The 13,720-nt window shown below is 63.1% G+C and carries 11 protein-coding genes; 8 read left to right on the forward strand and 3 right to left on the reverse strand.

The annotated features are described in order from the left end of the window. Positions 1-3 precede the first annotated feature (3 nt). The 3 genes from NKH73_RS21595 to NKH73_RS21605 are packed head-to-tail and all read right to left on the reverse strand — an operon-like array spanning position 4 to position 3,944. Positions 4-1,083, reverse strand: coding sequence for an ATP-binding protein (locus tag NKH73_RS21595; protein ID WP_352936036.1), 1,080 nt, complete (start codon positions 1,081-1,083; stop codon positions 4-6). Between the two features lie 18 nt (positions 1,084-1,101). After that, complete coding sequence (locus NKH73_RS21600) at positions 1,102-2,547, reverse strand: DUF5691 domain-containing protein (RefSeq protein WP_352936038.1); 1,446 nt, start codon at positions 2,545-2,547, stop codon at positions 1,102-1,104. Further along, positions 2,544-3,944 (reverse strand): SWIM zinc finger family protein, encoded by a 1,401-nt coding sequence (locus NKH73_RS21605; RefSeq protein WP_352936040.1) that lies wholly within the window; start codon positions 3,942-3,944, stop codon positions 2,544-2,546. The genes NKH73_RS21600 and NKH73_RS21605 overlap by 4 nt, the downstream gene beginning before the upstream one ends. A 430-nt stretch (positions 3,945-4,374) precedes the next feature. On the opposite strand from NKH73_RS21605, the gene NKH73_RS21610 reads away from it, so the two are divergent. From NKH73_RS21610 to NKH73_RS21645, 8 genes are all read left to right on the forward strand, one after another. Further along, positions 4,375-5,349, forward strand: coding sequence for a sugar-binding transcriptional regulator (locus NKH73_RS21610; protein WP_127289599.1), 975 nt, complete (start codon positions 4,375-4,377; stop codon positions 5,347-5,349). 44 nt (positions 5,350-5,393) lie between these two features. Then, positions 5,394-6,839: an ABC transporter substrate-binding protein gene (locus NKH73_RS21615; protein WP_352936042.1), complete on the forward strand. Its 1,446-nt coding sequence runs from the start codon at positions 5,394-5,396 to the stop codon at positions 6,837-6,839. A gap of 203 nt (positions 6,840-7,042) precedes the next feature. Beyond that, positions 7,043-7,966 (forward strand): carbohydrate ABC transporter permease, encoded by a 924-nt coding sequence (locus NKH73_RS21620; RefSeq protein ID WP_352936043.1) that lies wholly within the window; start codon positions 7,043-7,045, stop codon positions 7,964-7,966. Between the two features lie 9 nt (positions 7,967-7,975). Further along, entirely contained in the window at positions 7,976-8,833 is an 858-nt protein-coding gene (locus NKH73_RS21625) for a carbohydrate ABC transporter permease (RefSeq protein ID WP_123146898.1), read from the forward strand. Between the two features lie 5 nt (positions 8,834-8,838). After that, entirely contained in the window at positions 8,839-9,957 is a 1,119-nt protein-coding gene (locus NKH73_RS21630; RefSeq protein WP_352936044.1) for an ABC transporter ATP-binding protein, read from the forward strand. Next, positions 9,954-11,078: an ABC transporter ATP-binding protein gene (locus NKH73_RS21635; RefSeq protein WP_352936046.1), complete on the forward strand. Its 1,125-nt coding sequence runs from the start codon at positions 9,954-9,956 to the stop codon at positions 11,076-11,078. The genes NKH73_RS21630 and NKH73_RS21635 overlap by 4 nt, the downstream gene beginning before the upstream one ends. Beyond that, complete coding sequence (locus NKH73_RS21640) at positions 11,078-12,631, forward strand: FGGY-family carbohydrate kinase (RefSeq protein ID WP_352936048.1); 1,554 nt, start codon at positions 11,078-11,080, stop codon at positions 12,629-12,631. The genes NKH73_RS21635 and NKH73_RS21640 overlap by 1 nt, the downstream gene beginning before the upstream one ends. Positions 12,632-12,641: 10 nt before the next feature. Continuing rightward, a complete protein-coding gene (locus NKH73_RS21645) occupies positions 12,642-13,682 on the forward strand; it encodes a 2-hydroxyacid dehydrogenase (RefSeq protein ID WP_352936050.1) in 1,041 nt (346 codons plus the stop codon). Positions 13,683-13,720: the final 38 nt, after the last annotated feature.

A 13,720-nucleotide genomic window follows, 5' to 3' on the forward strand; every position in this document is an offset into this window, starting at 1 on the left:
GCGTCAGATCGCTGCGTTCAAAGCCGCGTAGTAGCCGGCATAGTCCGGCCGCTTCTTCAGCACTGTTTCCAGGTATTCCTCCAGCACAACCTTATCCTGCACCGGATCTTTCACGATCGCGCCGACAAGGCTGGCGGCTAGACCTTCGGGGCCGAGCTTGCCGCTGTCGAACCACGCCGCCTGGCTGAGCCCGCCAACCATTGTCGCGATCGCCTCTGCCGTCGATAGCGAGCCCGAGGGCGTCTTCAGCGTCACCTTGCCGTCCGCGGTCGCGCCGGACCGCAATTCGCGGAAGATGGTCAGCACGCGGGCTATCTCCTCGCCGACATTCTTCGGCACCGGCAGGTCGAGCCCGCCGGCCATCTCATCGACCCGTTTGGAGACGATCGCCACCTCTTCCGCCATGTCTTCCGGCAATGGCAGCACGACGACATTGAAGCGACGCTTGAGCGCCGAGGAGAGTTCATTCACGCCCTTGTCGCGGTTGTTTGCCGTGGCGATGATGTTGAAGCCGCGCTGGGCATAGATCGATGTGTTCAATTCCGGGATCGGCATCATCTTTTCGGAAAGTACGGTGATCAGCGTGTCCTGCACGTCCGAGCCCATGCGGGTCAGTTCCTCGAGGCGGCAGAGCTTGCCGGTCTGCATGGCGCGGTACAGCGGCGTCGGCACCAGCGCTTCCTGGCTTGGGCCCTTTGCCAGAAGTTGCGCATAATTCCAGCCATAGCGGATCTGGTTCTCGTCGGTGCCGGCCGTGCACTGCACGATCAGCGTCGAGTCACCCATGATGGCGGCGGCGAGATGTTCAGACACCCAGGACTTGGCCGTTCCGGGCACGCCGAGCAGCAACAGCGCGCGGTCGGTGGCGAGCGTTGCCACCGCGGTCTCCATCAGTCGGCGACGACCGACATATTTTGGCGTCACCGGCGTGCCGTCACCGGCCTTCCCGCCCAGAAGATAGGTCAGCACAGCCTGCGGCGAGAGGCTCCAGCCGGCAGGCTTTTGCCTGTCGTCACCACGCGCCAGCGCCTGCAATTCAGAGGCATAGGCCTGCTCGACCGGGAGACGGATGGCAGCGTTCATATGAATTCTCCGGATTGATCATGTGTCGGTTCTAGACTGATATTCGGCCAGCGCCGCATTGAGACGCAGGACACTGAGTGATGGGGCCGCGGGCGGCATGCCGGCTGCGACCACCTCGTCGATCAATTTGGCTGCTGTGGTCGCAGTGGCAAGAAAGCCCATCGTTTCCACCATTTCGTCGGCGCCCCGCCGCACGGCATCGTCGTTTCCCGCAACGGCGGAACGCAACGCCAGCAGGGTCTGGCTATTCGTCAGGTCGCCCCATTCCAGCCAACTTGCTTCCATGCCTTCGGCAAGATTGAGAGCACCAAGATATTTCGAGTCTTTCAGGATCAACCTGATGAGGAGACGCTTTCTGCGGCTGTCCAGACGCGGCATGAGGTGCAACACGAACAGCGCCGGTTTGCCGCCATCGGCGACAAGCATGTCCGCCATATGCGTCACCGCCGCGTCGCTCCCGGAAGCGGCGACCATTCGTGCGATCAGGATGTCGGCATTGGTGTCGGCGCCGAATTGCCAGGCCCCTATGAATTCGGGTTCCGTAGTGCCGAACCGTGCGGCAAGGTCGACGAGATTGCAGGTCTCGAACAATTCGGCGCGGCGCTTTTCCTGCGCCGGGGATTTGAGTTTCGCCGGCGTGTAGGTGGTCCGGCGGCGGATGAAGCCGGATTTGCCTTCGCCGATGAAGGCGGCGAGTTCGACTGCGGGATCCTCCGCCCCGCCTTCGCTCGAATGGCCGTGCTCGCCCAACCTTGCAAGCAACCGGCCAGCCAGTTCCTGCACCTTGCCGGAACGGTCGGTGGCAAGGCTTTTCAGGAACGGCGCGTCCTCTGGCATAAGGCCGAAGCGCATGAGTTCGATGAGCGCAAGCCTGACCTCCGCAGGTTCGCCCAAGGCCTTGGCCCCGATCAGCATTCGCGCCGCGGCCGGTTCGCGCCGGCGCATATCGGCCAGCGCGATGCGGCGCGCGGCGGGATAGAACTCATCCCAGTTTTCCGCCGTGAGTTTCTCTTGCGGGGCATGTCTTTCTCCATCCACGCTGGCTTGCCAGTCGATCCAGGGGGCGTAGACGTCCGGGCTGTTCTGATCTGACGCTGACGGCATCCAGTCCATCGGATGAAGCACGTAGCCACGGCTGGCGACAAGCGCCACCAAGCGCGTCTTGCGCCTTGCGTCGGCGGCTTGTTTCAGCGCGGCGCGCAAAAGCGGCCGCAACCGCTCCGGCAGCACTGGCAAGGCAAGCCCGGGCAGCGGCGGCCGCCGCTTGAGCGTCTTCGGCGCCGCCGGCCGCAAGGCGACGTCGAGCGCTTGCGCTGCAATTGCCAGGAGCCGGCGCTCCTGCTCGTCGGCATTTGCGCCGCCGGCGATTGCCTTCCAGGCGGTCGGAGCCAGATCGAAAGTGGCTCCGCCGGTGATCCAGCAATCGCGCATTGTCGCCAGGCCTGCTTGCTCGCCCTCATTCACGACAGGTCAAGCCTCCCGAACCCGCTTTGCGCCGCCAGAAGATCAAGCCGGGCGCCATCCCAGAGCGCTGCCGTGGCCGCAAGGTCGAGGCCGAGCAATGTCTGATTGACAGCGCCGGCGATCGGCAAGGCTATCCCTTGCGCATCGTCCGCGGCCTGCCACCAGCCTGTGCCCCGGTCGTCGACCAGGATCGCACCAGCCGGCAGCATGAGAGGACAATCGGTAGTCCAAGGCGCAGCCTCCTGATGGGAAGCATGCGTGGCAAGTGGGTCCTTTGCAGCGCCAAAGGTGAAATCAGGCCACGCGCCGGACATCACTTCACCCCTGCGTTCCGCCACCAATGCGCGGAGCGGCTTGCGTGATGGATAGAAGACCAGCCGTGCATCGAAACGATCACCCGGAGCAAAAGCGTTGGACCGGCGCCCGGCAGAAGCCGGAAAATAGTCGAGCAGCACGGCAAATTGCGGGATGGTGCTCTTAAGATCGAGCAGCCAGGTCGAATGACTGACGAGACCGTCGCGGCGGCTCTCGATCTTCTCGCCCAGAACTTCCCAGAAGCTTTCGACCTGTCTTGCATCCGGATTGGCCAGAACCTGTTCGCGGGTTTCGGACGTCGATACGAGGCGCTTCAACTCGGGATCGTCGGGCGACGACCGCCACGCCTTGGCCAGCAGCACGAGCTTGCCGAGCTCGCGGATTGCCGCATCCGGTCTTTCCTCGCTGCGCAGCGCCATCAGCCGCGATGGGATCTCGTCGACGCGACCGGCAAGCGCGGTCGTCTTCATGTCGACCAGCCGCGCGGCAATCCGGCGGCAACGGTCGCTGCTCGCGTCGATAAAGCTCGAAAGGCCAAGCCGCAACTGATCGGCGATCCATTGATCGAGCTCATCGAGCGCCGCCGATACCGCTTGTCGTGTGTCCTCCGCCCGCTTGCGCTGCGCTGCCTCGCGACGCTCCACAGCCGCAATGTCTTCGACGGCGACGCTCTCGTCCATCCGTGCGGCTTCATCGATGCTCTTGGCTGCCGCGCCTTGTGTCGACTGCGCTGGCGCTGGCGTCGTCTTTCTGCGCCGGCCAAGCCAGTCATTCACCCATTCCGGCGTGGATTCGGCCGCGGCAAAACTGGCTGGCGCGGTGGCGGCAATCCACATCAGGGCCAGCGTGTGCTTGCACGGGAATTTTCGCGACGGGCAAGTGCATTTGTAGCCGTGATCGCCTGTGTCGACGACCACCCGATAAGGATTGGAGCCGGAGCCCTGGCATTCACCCCAGATGAGCGCCTGATGCTCATTGCGCTCGAGCCGCGGCCAGTTCGATCGTTTGGTCAGCTTGGAGGCGGCGCTCAGCGACGCTTGATCGGGAGCAAGCGCCTCAATGGTCTTCAAATCGAATTCCAAGCCGCGCCCCTCGTGACTCGAACCAAACGCCCTGTCGCCAGCATAGATAGCCGTTTGTGAAGAATTATTGTAGCTCCCGCGAAGTGAAGATCGATACGTCTCGGCCCTTGTCCCTACGTGCCCGAATCCGCCTGATCCGCAAGCGAGGTCTACCGCCATTCGGGTCCCGGGCAATTGCAAATGTCGCAAATTTGATCGGCTGGGCCACGCAGCCAACCCTGGGCGCCGATTAGCGAGCAGGGCGGCAGACTGATCGCGGCTCCGGCAGGTCGACAGGTGTGGCATTTCAAACGGGCGCCGGCCTGCATGATGCCTCTCCAGCAGGCCAGTTTTTTGCCTCCTCAGTGCAATTTGGATCACGCGGCGCTTGACTCCGGCAGCGCCTTGTGAAAAATTTTGCATCAACTGATAAAAATATCTCAGGGCGGAAATGGTTGGTTTTGGAAACGGCCTCCTGCGCGACGATGAAACCAGTATGGCGACCCGTGCCGCCTGGCTTCATTATGCTGGCGGCTTGACCCAGTCGGAGGTCGCCAAGCGGCTTGGCCTGACCAGCCTCAAGGCGCATCGCCTCATCACCAAGGCCAACCAGGAAGGGCTGGTCAAAGTCTATATCGACGGCGAAGTGTCGGAATGCGTCGCGCTTGAAGACGAATTGTCCAGCCGCTACGGCCTCGATTACTGCGAGGTTGTTCCCGACTTCGACGGCGAAGACTTGCCGCTCAAGGCGCTCGGTATCGCCGGCGCGCAGTTTCTCAAGCGCGAGATCGAACGCGGCGAGGATACGCTGATAGGCGTCGGTCACGGCCGCACGTTGGCCGCCTGCGTGGAATATCTGCCGCGCATATCGGCCGAAAAGACCCGCTTCGTCTCGCTGCTTGGCGGCCTGACGCGCAAGTTCTCGGCCAATCCTCACGATGTCATTCACCGCCTGGCCGAACGGACCGGTGCGGAAGCCTATGTGATGCCGGTGCCGATGTTCGCCAACACGGTCGAGGATCGAACCGTGCTGCTCGGGCAGAAGGGCATCAGCGAGGTCTTCGATCTCGGCAAGGCCGCCGACCTGCTCATTGCCGGTATCGGCACTGCCGAGCGCGAGGCGTCGCTGGTCGCCACGGGCATGATCGAGAAGGGCGAAATGGAGGAGATCCGCCGCAAGGGGGGCGTCGGCGAATTGCTCGGCCATTTCTTCGACGATGCTGGAAAAGCGGTCGAGACGACGCTTTCCGACCGGGCGCTGGCGCTGGCGCGCGAAGACATCAGCAATCGCAGGATTGTCGCCGTTGCCGGCGGCAAGGTGAAGGTTCGTGCCATCAAATCGGTGTTGGAGGGCCGCTATCTCAAAGGCTTGGTCACCGATGAGCGGACGGCGCGATCACTCGTGGAGCAGACGCCGGTCGGGTAGCCGGCAACCATTCGATTGAAACTACCCTGTGGAGGAGAAGACAAATGCATGAGAAAGAAAAAGACCTGATCGATGCGTTCCTGCGCGGACAAGTCGATCGTCGTGGGCTGATCAAGGGCCTTGGCGCGATGGGCCTTGCCGCCGGCACGGCCGGCACGCTGCTCAATCTGGGGCAGACCCGCGCGCTCGCCGCGGATTTCGACTGGCAGGCGCACAAGGGCAAGACCATCAAGCTCTTGCTCAACAAGCATCCTTATGCGGATGCGATGATCGCCAACCTTGAAAACTTCAAGAAGTTGACCGGCATGGAAGTCGTCTATGACGTGTTTCCGGAAGACGTCTATTTCGACAAGGTCACCGCTGCGCTGTCGGCCAGTTCGCCTGAATACGATGCCTTCATGACCGGCGCCTACATGACCTGGACATACGGCCCGGCCGGCTGGATCACCGACCTCAACGAGTGGATCAAGGATCCGGCCAAGACCAACCCGAACTATGCCTGGGACGACTTCCTGCCCGGCGTCAGGAAATCCTGCGCCTGGAACGGCCAGCCCGGTGGAGTGCTCGGTTCCGACGATGCCAAGCAGTGGTGCATTCCATGGGGTTTCGAACAGAACAACATCACCTACAACAAGGCGATGTTCGACACGGCCGGTGTCACCGTTCCCGGCAATATGGACGAGATGGTCGCCGCAGCGGCCAAACTCACCAAGGATGTCGGTGGCGGCGTCTACGGCATCGGCGTGCGTGGCTCGCGCTCCTGGGCGACGATCCATCCCGGCTTCCTGTCGGCTTACGCCAACTTTGACCAGAAGGACCTGAACGTCTCGGCCGACGGTAAATTGTCGGCCGCGATGAACACCGCCGAATCCAAGGCCTTCCACAAGCAGTGGGTCCAGATGATCCAGGAGAGCGGCCCCAAGGACTGGTCGACCTACACCTGGTATCAGGTCGGCACCGATCTCGGTGCGGGCGCCTCGGCGATGATCTTCGACGCCGACATCCTCGGCTACTTCATGAATGGCGGCGACAACAAGATGGCCGGCAAACTCGCGTTTTCCGCCTTCAAGGCCAATCCCGCAGCCAAGGCGCCGACGCCCAACATCTGGATCTGGTCGCTGTCGATGTCCAATTTCTCGAAGGACAAGGACGCCACCTGGTACTTCATGCAATGGGCATCAGGGCCCGAGCATGCGCTGTTCGGCGCGACCAAGATGGATTTCGTCAATCCGGTCCGTCAGTCGGTCTGGAAGGACGAGATGTTCCGCGAGAAGCTGAACAAGAGCTATCCGGGCTATGTCGAGATGTTCGACGTCTCGGCGCCGGGCGCCAGCATCAAGTTCACCCCGCAGCCGCTGTTCTTCGATCTGACCACCGAATGGGCGGCGACGCTGCAGAAGATGGTGGCCAAGGAAGTGCCGGTCGACGAAGGCCTCGACATGCTGGCCACCAGCGTCGACGGCCAGCTCAAGGAAGCCGGGCTCGGCTAAGTCCAAGCGAACGGCTGGCCCGCTTTTGCGGGTCAGCCAGCATTCCACAGCGAAGCGGCGCCTGCAGCATCGGACCCAAGGTGGAAACGGTTTTGGGAAAATCCGATGCTCGACTACTGGCGGTGCCGCCACTCGCCCAACCGGCCGCCTAGCTCCCTGGGCGGCCGGCAGGGCGAAGCAACAGAGATGACGGAAACACCACGATGACTGCGGCGACAATGCAAAGAAACAGGCCTTCCGGCTTCAGGATCAGCAAGAGGGTGCTGCCCTATGTGCTTAGCCTGCCGGCCTTGCTCGTCTGCATCGGTATCCTGATCCCGTTCTTCACATCGGTGGTCTATTCTCTCCAGCGTTATCGGCTAAGCCAGCCTTGGGCGCGGCAGTTCAACTGGGGCGACAATTACATCTCCTTTTTCACTGACCCGAGGTTCTGGAATACGCTGGAGATATCGCTGCTCTATGCGGGCATTACCGTCCTGCTCGAACTGCTTCTCGGCCTCGGCATAGCCATGCTGCTGCAGAAGCGCTCGACGCTGAACAACTTCATCTCAATCATGCTGTTGATGCCGCTGATGACGGCGCCCGCGCTGGCCGCGCTGATGTGGAAGCTGATGACCAATCCCGGCTTCGGCGTGCTGAGCTATCTCGCCAGCCTGATCGGGCTGCAGGATTTCCGCTGGGCCTCCTCTCCGTCGACCGCGCTTTTCACGGTGGTCCTCGTCGACATCTGGGTCTACACGCCCTTCATCATGATCCTGCTGCTTGCCGGCCTGCGCAGCCTGCCGACGCAGCCGTTCGAGGCGGCAGCACTCGACGGCGTGCCGAGGAGTTTCGTCTTCTTCCGCATCACCTTGCCGATGCTGACGCCCTACATCCTGACAGCGACGCTGTTCCGGCTGCTTGATTCAATCCAGCAGTTCGACATCATCTATGCCATGACCCAAGGCGGTCCGGGCGATACGCTGACCGTTTTCCAGGTCGAGGCCTACCTCAACTTCTTCCAGTCGACCAATGTCGGCCGTTCGGCGGCGCTGATGATCATCCTGTGGGCGATCACTTATTTCCTGTCGAATATCTTCATCAAGAATTGGCTGCGGCTGCGCGAACGCGCCCGCGGCCAGGCATAGGAGGCCGAGATGGAACACACCTCGCTTCTCGAACGCATCCTGCGCGGCGCGGCACTCACACTGGTCGTGATCTTCTTCATGTTCCCGATCGTCTGGATTTTCATGATGTCGTTCCAGACCAACGAGACGATCCTGCGGATTCCGCCGCAGCTTGTCTTCAAGCCGACGCTGGCCAACTACACCGCGCTCATCACCGGAAAGCTGACGACGGCAGCCGGCACGCTCGACATCGCCTTCATGCGCAACCTCTGGAATTCGGTGTTCCTGTCAGTCACCTCGGTCGCAGTCGCGCTGCTGCTCGGCGTCCCGGCTGCGTACGCCTTTGCGCGGCACAAGTTCCGCGGTTCGGAAGACATCGCTTTCACGCTGCTGTCGTTCCGGTTTGCCCCGGCACTGCTGGTGCTCCTGCCGCTGACCCTCTATTTCCAGAAGCTTGGATTGGCCAACACCTATATCGGGCTGATCTGGGTCTATCAGCTGATCTGCCTGCCGCTGATCCTGTGGATCGTGCGTGGCTATTTCGAGGACATCCCGGCCGATATCGAATACGCCTACCGCATCGCCGGTCATTCCTGGTTCGCCACCTTCCGCAAGATCGCGCTGCCGCTCGCCGGCCCCGGCATTGCGGCCGCCGGCCTGCTCGCCTTCATCTTCGCCTGGAACAATTTCGTCTTCGCGCTGGTGCTCGCCTCGGCCGACAAGCAGCCGGTGACGGTCGGCGCGCTGGCTTTCATCACTTCCTCCGGCATCCAGTATGGCCAGATCTCGGCGGCGATCGTGCTCTCGATCACGCCGACGCTGGCACTTGCCCTCTATGCGCAGCGCTATCTCGTCGAAGGCCTGTCGCTCGGCGCGGTAAAGGGATAGTTCTCATGGCCAGCCTCGAACTGAGAAATGTCGTCAAGCGCTACAAGAGCCAGACTGTTCTCGACAATCTGTCGCTGACCGTCGCCGACGGCGAAACCCTGGTCCTGTTCGGACCGTCCGGCGCCGGCAAGACAGTGCTGCTGCGGCTCGTCGCCGGCGTCATCGACCCCGATGAAGGAAAGATCTTCATCGGCGGCGAGGATATGACCGACCTCGATGCCGAGTTCCGCGGCGTCGGCATGGCGTTCCAGAATTTCGCGCTGTTTCCGCATATGACCGCCTTCGACAATATTGCGACACCGCTGGAAGCCAGCCGCTCGTCGCAAAGTGCGATCAAGGCCGGCGTCCAAAGCGTCGCCAACCTCCTCAAGATCGGCCATGTGCTCAGCCATAAGCCACGGGCGCTGTCCAACGGCCAGAAGCAGCGCACCGCGCTCGCCCGCGCTCTGGTCGGCTCGCCGCCGGTGCTCCTGCTCGACGATCCCCTGCGCAACGTCGATGCCAAACTGCGCTTCGAGATGCGGCTCGAACTGCCGAGGCTGCTGGCCGACCGTGGCGCGACCGTCGTCTACGTCACTCAGGACTATAAGGAGGCCATGGCGCTTGGCGATCGCATCGCGGTGATGTCGCAAGGTGTCATCAAGCAGCTCGGCACGCCTGAGCAGATCTATCGTGAGCCGGCGAACATCGAGATCGCACGGCTGTTCGGTGATCCGACCATCAACCTGCTCGACGTCAAGCCGTCGCGCGACCCCAAGGGCATCTATGTCGGCCTGTCGAACGTTCAGGTCCATCTGGCGGGAGCTTACGAGACGGCGGTCGGCCGCGACTGTGTGATCGGCTTGCGGCCGGAAGCGCTGACCTTCGTCGACGAAGGCACGCCGGGCGCCATTCCGGTGACCGTCGAGGCGGAGACGCCGCTCAACGAAAAGATCGTCACGCTGGTGCGCACCGTGCGCGGCCGCGAAATCCTGGTCTCCCGTCCGGCCGGGACACCGGGTCAAAGCGAGGGCAGGGCCCATATCGCCGTCGACGGCAAGAGCGCCCTTTTGTTCGATCGTGCGAGCGGTGACCGTATCGGCTCGAAGAACGTCGTCAATTTGCGCAGCGGAGAAGCGGCATGAGCCAGAGCGCACTCGCCATTTCAGGTGTCGACAAGTTCTACGGTCCGATCGATAGGGGCGTGCATGCCGTCCAGAATCTGACGATCGAAATCGACAAGGGCGAGATCGTCGCACTGCTCGGCTCGTCCGGTTGCGGCAAGACCTCGACATTGCGCATGATCGCCGGCTTCGAAGAGGTCTCGCGCGGCACCATCTCGGTTGCCGGCCGCAAGGTGCACACGCTGCCGCCGGTCAAGCGCAATGTAGCGATGGCGTTCGAGGGCTATTCGCTCTATCCGCCGCTGACGGTGCGCGAGAACATGGCGTTTGCGCTCAAGGCGGCCAAGCTGCCGAGAAGCGAGGTTGACGCGAAGGTTGCCAGCATCGCCAAGCTGCTCGAGATCGAGGACATTCTCGAGCGCTATCCGAGCTCCATCTCCGGCGGTCAGCAGCAGCGCGCCAGCCTCGGCCGGGCGCTGATCCGCGAGGCGAACCTGCATCTGCTGGACGAGCCGATGGGCCAGCTCGAACCGCAGCTTCGCGCCGTGCTGCGCGGCCGCATCAAGCACTTCATCAAGGAGCGTGGCTTGACCGCGATCCTGGTCACCCATGACCAGACCGAGGCCAACGCTTTGGCCGACCGGATCGCGGTGATGGAGGGCGGCGTGCTGCAGCAGTTCGACACGCCAGACATGATCAAGCAACGGCCGGCCAACCTGTTCACCGGCACCTTCGTCGGCGAGCCGCCGATGAATGTCTTCGAGGCCTATGTCGGCACGGCTGCCGACAAGATCAATCTGCGACTGCCCGACGGGCTTTCGCTCGACTATGACAAGGACGCGTTCAGCGGCTCGGTTCGCGACGAATTGCTCAAACGGGAGCGGGTCGTGATCGGCATCAGGCCCTATGCGGTTCGCCGCTCGAAGGACGGCGTGCCGGCCACGGTTTCGGCCAACCAGTGGCTCGGCGACCAGACGCATATCGCGGCGGATTTCGCTGGCGGCTCGCTGGTCCTGGTCGAACATGACCGGACCCGGCTGGAGCTTGGCGCGCCGATCAAGGTCAGCATCGATCCGAAGAACCTGCACGTCTTCGACCAGGCCAGCGGCATGGCCATTTCGCACGGCATGGAGCTTGCCTGATGCGGGATGTGCTGATCGGCATCGACGCCGGCACGTCTGTCATCAAGTCCGTCGCCTTCGACACGGCGGGCCGGCAGCTCGCGGCCACGGCGGTGCCGAACCGGTACGAGACGTTGCCGGGTGGCGGCGCCGAGCAGGATCTGGCGCGCACCTGGGCTGACACCGCGACCACCTTGCGCCAACTTGCCGACAAGGTGCCGGACCTCGCCAGCCGCACCATTGCCATCGCCGTGACCGGTCAGGGCGACGGCACCTGGCTGATCGACAAGGACGGTGAGCCGGTCGCGAAGGGCTGGCTGTGGCTCGACGCGCGCGCTGCAGGGATCGTCGAGGAGATCCGCGCGCGACCCGATGATCGGCTGCGCTTCGAAAAGACCGGAAGCGGTCTGGCCGCCTGCCAGCAGGGATCGCAGTTTGCCTTCATGAAGCGCAACATGCCCGAAATGCTTGGCAAGGCGGCGACGGCGTTTCACTGCAAGGATTGGCTCTATTTCAAGCTGACCGGCGAACGCGCCACCGACCCGTCGGAAGGGACCTTCACCTTCGGTGACTTCCGCACGCGCGGTTACAGCGACGATGTGCTTGAGGTGCTCGGCGTCGCCGATCTCAGGCATCTGCTGCCGCCGATCGTCGACGGTACCAGACATAGCGCCGGCCTGTCGACGGCGGCTGCCGAGGCGACCGGGCTGCTTGCCGGTACGCCGGTCGTGCTCGCCTATGTCGACGTGGTCTGCACCGCGCTCGGCGCCGGCCTGCTCGATCGCGAGCGCAAGCCCGGCTGCTCCATCATTGGTTCCACCGGCATGCATATGCGGCTTGCGCAGACGCCGGACGAAGTGCTGCTCAATGAGGCCGCGACCGGCTACACCATGACGATGCCGGCGCCTGGGGTCTTTGCGCAAATGCAGTCGAACATGGCGGCGACGCTCAACATCGATTGGGTCCTCAGTCTCGCCTCCGGCATCCTCGCTTCGCAAGGCATCACGCGCACCAATGGCGAGATGATCGCGCTGGTCGATGAATGGATATCGTCATCCGAGCCGGCCTCGCTGCTCTATCAGCCCTATGTGTCGGAAGCCGGCGAGCGGGGGCCATTCGTCGATGCCAACGCCAGGGCCGGTTTCGTCGGCATTTCGTCGCGGCACGGCTATGCCGACATGGTCCGTGCCGTTTTCGAGGGACTGGCATTCGCATCGCGCGATTGCTATGCCGCCATGGGGCCGCTGCCGAGCGAAATCCGGCTGACCGGCGGTGCAGCCAGAAGCCCGGCTTTGCGCAGGATCCTGGGTGCCGTCGTCGGCGCCGACATTCGCACCAGCCAACGCGAGGAAGCCGGTGCGGCGGGTGCGGCGATGATCGCTGCGGTCTGCGTCGGCCAATACAAGTCGATGGACGAATGCGTCGGCGAATGGGTCACGCCGCTGCTGGGTGCGGCGGAACCGAGCGACCGGGAACTTGCCTCGATCTATGAGCGGGCGGTTCCGTCCTACACATTGGCGCATGAAGCGCTGCGGCCGGTCTGGCGTTCGATGGCCGCATCCAAGGCAAATTGAGAAGTCGAGCATGCGAAAGAAGATTGCAATCATTGGCGACCGCTTCATGCTTCCCGAAGTGTTTCGCGAGAAAATCGAGAAGGCCTGCGGCGACAATCTCGACATCCGCACGCTTGAGACCGCCTGGCCCGACGAGCCGATGCAGTTCGGCAATGCGGCGCTCGGCCTCGACAAGGTCAAGGAGTATTTTGGCGATCCGGACGAGGTGGTGGATTTCATCGGCGATGGCGAAATCCTCGTCACTCAGCTCTCGCCACTCTCCGAGGCCATGATGCGGCGCCTGCCGGCGCTTAAGCTGGTTGCGGTGTCGCGCGGCGGCCCGATCAACATCGACATGGCCGCCGCCAAAGCGCACGGCATCATGGTGGTCAACGTTCCCGGGCGCAATGCGAGCGCCGTGGCCGAGTTCGCCATCGGCGCCATCCTTGCCGAAACCAGGCTGATCCGGGTGGGGCACGAGGCCCTTCGCAAGGGGGAATGGCGCGGCGATCTCTACCGCGCCGACCGCACCGGCCGCGAGCTCAATGAAATGACCGTCGGCGTCATCGGCTATGGCAACATCGGCACCAAGGTTGTCCGCTTGTTGCGCGCCTTCGGGTGCCGCATCCTGGTCACCGATCCCTACGTGCAACTGAGCGCCGACGATCGCAATGGTGGTGTCGAACTGGTCGCGCTGGACGAGCTTCTGTCCCGCTCCGACGTGATCACGCTTCATCCCCGGGTGACCGAGGAAACCCGCGGCATGATCGACAGGGAAACCATCGCGCGAATGAAGCCGGGCGTGGTCTTCATCAACACCGCGCGCGGACCGCTGGTCGACTATGACGCACTCTACGAGGCCTTGGTGTCCGGCCAGATCGCCAGCGCCATGCTGGAAACCTTCGCGGTCGAGCCGGTGCCCGCCGACTGGCCGCTGCTGCAATTGCCAAACGTGACCTTGACGCCGCACATCGCCGGCGCCTCGGTGCGCACCGTCACCTATGCCGCCGAACAGGCAGCCGAGGAAGTGCGCCGCTACATCGCCGGTCTGCCGCCGGTCAATCCGTGCTGAAAGCCGCAGGAGCCATGAAGGACTTGCTACGCATCGAA

It is taken from the genome of Mesorhizobium sp. M0938 (genome assembly GCF_040319125.1).
Taxonomy (GTDB): domain Bacteria; phylum Pseudomonadota; class Alphaproteobacteria; order Rhizobiales; family Rhizobiaceae; genus Mesorhizobium; species Mesorhizobium robiniae.

What these genes read in the sequence shown, in the direction of transcription:
- NKH73_RS21625 (WP_123146898.1), top strand. Translation starts at nt 7,976, where the DNA reads ATGGAACACACCTCGCTTCTCGAACGCATCCTGCGCGGCGCGGCACTC.
- NKH73_RS21640 (WP_352936048.1), top strand. Translation starts at nt 11,078, where the DNA reads ATGCGGGATGTGCTGATCGGCATCGACGCCGGCACGTCTGTCATCAAG.
- NKH73_RS21595 (WP_352936036.1), bottom strand. Translation starts at nt 1,083, where the DNA reads ATGAACGCTGCCATCCGTCTCCCGGTCGAGCAGGCCTATGCCTCTGAA.
- NKH73_RS21620 (WP_352936043.1), top strand. Translation starts at nt 7,043, where the DNA reads ATGACTGCGGCGACAATGCAAAGAAACAGGCCTTCCGGCTTCAGGATC.
- NKH73_RS21645 (WP_352936050.1), top strand. Translation starts at nt 12,642, where the DNA reads ATGCGAAAGAAGATTGCAATCATTGGCGACCGCTTCATGCTTCCCGAA.
- NKH73_RS21610 (WP_127289599.1), top strand. Translation starts at nt 4,375, where the DNA reads ATGGTTGGTTTTGGAAACGGCCTCCTGCGCGACGATGAAACCAGTATG.
- NKH73_RS21635 (WP_352936046.1), top strand. Translation starts at nt 9,954, where the DNA reads ATGAGCCAGAGCGCACTCGCCATTTCAGGTGTCGACAAGTTCTACGGT.
- NKH73_RS21630 (WP_352936044.1), top strand. Translation starts at nt 8,839, where the DNA reads ATGGCCAGCCTCGAACTGAGAAATGTCGTCAAGCGCTACAAGAGCCAG.
- NKH73_RS21615 (WP_352936042.1), top strand. Translation starts at nt 5,394, where the DNA reads ATGCATGAGAAAGAAAAAGACCTGATCGATGCGTTCCTGCGCGGACAA.